The organism is Nonomuraea purpurea, from assembly GCF_042650645.1.
GTDB classification, from domain to species: domain Bacteria; phylum Actinomycetota; class Actinomycetes; order Streptosporangiales; family Streptosporangiaceae; genus Nonomuraea; species Nonomuraea purpurea.
The window spans coordinates 1-974 of the sequence record NZ_JBHSBI010000095.1; the positions used below are offsets into that span (position 1 = coordinate 1).

Below are 974 nucleotides of genomic sequence, written 5' to 3' on the forward strand. Positions count from 1 at the left end.
CAGAACCGCTCTTCGGCGCAGGACTCTGGCACTTCGGGCAGTTCCGCGACCGCTACGCCACCGACGGATACGGCCCACCCGTCTCCACCCTCCAAGCCATCGACCGCGCCGGCCAGGTCGGCAGCCTGTCCGTCGTCGACATCAACTACCCCTTCAACCCCGCCGACCTCGACGTCGACCAACTCGAAGAACGCCTCAAAGCCAACGGCCTGCGCGCCATCGCCCTCACCCCCGAGATCTACACCCGCACCTTCAGCCGCGGCGCCTTCACCAACCCCGACCCCGCCATCCGCCGCGCCGCCATCGAACTCGTCAGCGACGCCGCCGACCTGTCCCGCCGCCTCGGCTGCGACTACGTCAAACTCTGGCCCGGCCAAGACGGCTGGGACTACCCCTTCCAAGCCGACTACAAAACCCTCTGGCAACTATCCGTCGAAGCCATCCGCGAACTCGCCCAACGCCACCCCGACCAGCGCTTCGCCATCGAATACAAACCCCGCGAACCCCGCAACCGCATGACCTTCTCCTCCGCCGCCCGCACCCTGCTGGCCATCGAGAAGATGAACGTCCCCAACGTCGGCATCCTGCTCGACTTCGGCCACTCCCTCTACGGCCTCGAATCCCCCGCCGACGCCGCCCAGCTCATCCTCGACCACGACCGCCTGTTCGCCATCGACGTCAACGACAACTACCGAGGCTGGGACGACGACATGGTCGTCGGCTCCATCCACCTCGTCGAAACCTTCGAGTTCTTCCACACCCTGCGCCAAGCCGGCTGGAACGGCATCTGGCAACTCGACCAGTTCCCCTTCCGCGAAGACGCCGTCGAAGCCGCCCGCGCCGGCATCGACGTCATGCGCACCATCTGGCGCGCCCTGAACCTCCTCGACATCGACGCCCTCACCGAAGCCCAAACCCGCCAAGACGCCCTGACCGCCCAGCGCATCGCCCGCAAGGCCCTGCTCACCGCCCAG

General features: G+C 67.0%; 1 protein-coding gene. It reads left to right on the forward strand.

Features of this window, described 5'->3' with window-relative positions; all coding sequences use genetic code 11:
* Nucleotides 1-974 (forward strand): sugar phosphate isomerase/epimerase family protein (locus ACFOY2_RS54675; protein WP_379536115.1); only part of this gene is annotated, 974 nt, incomplete at both ends.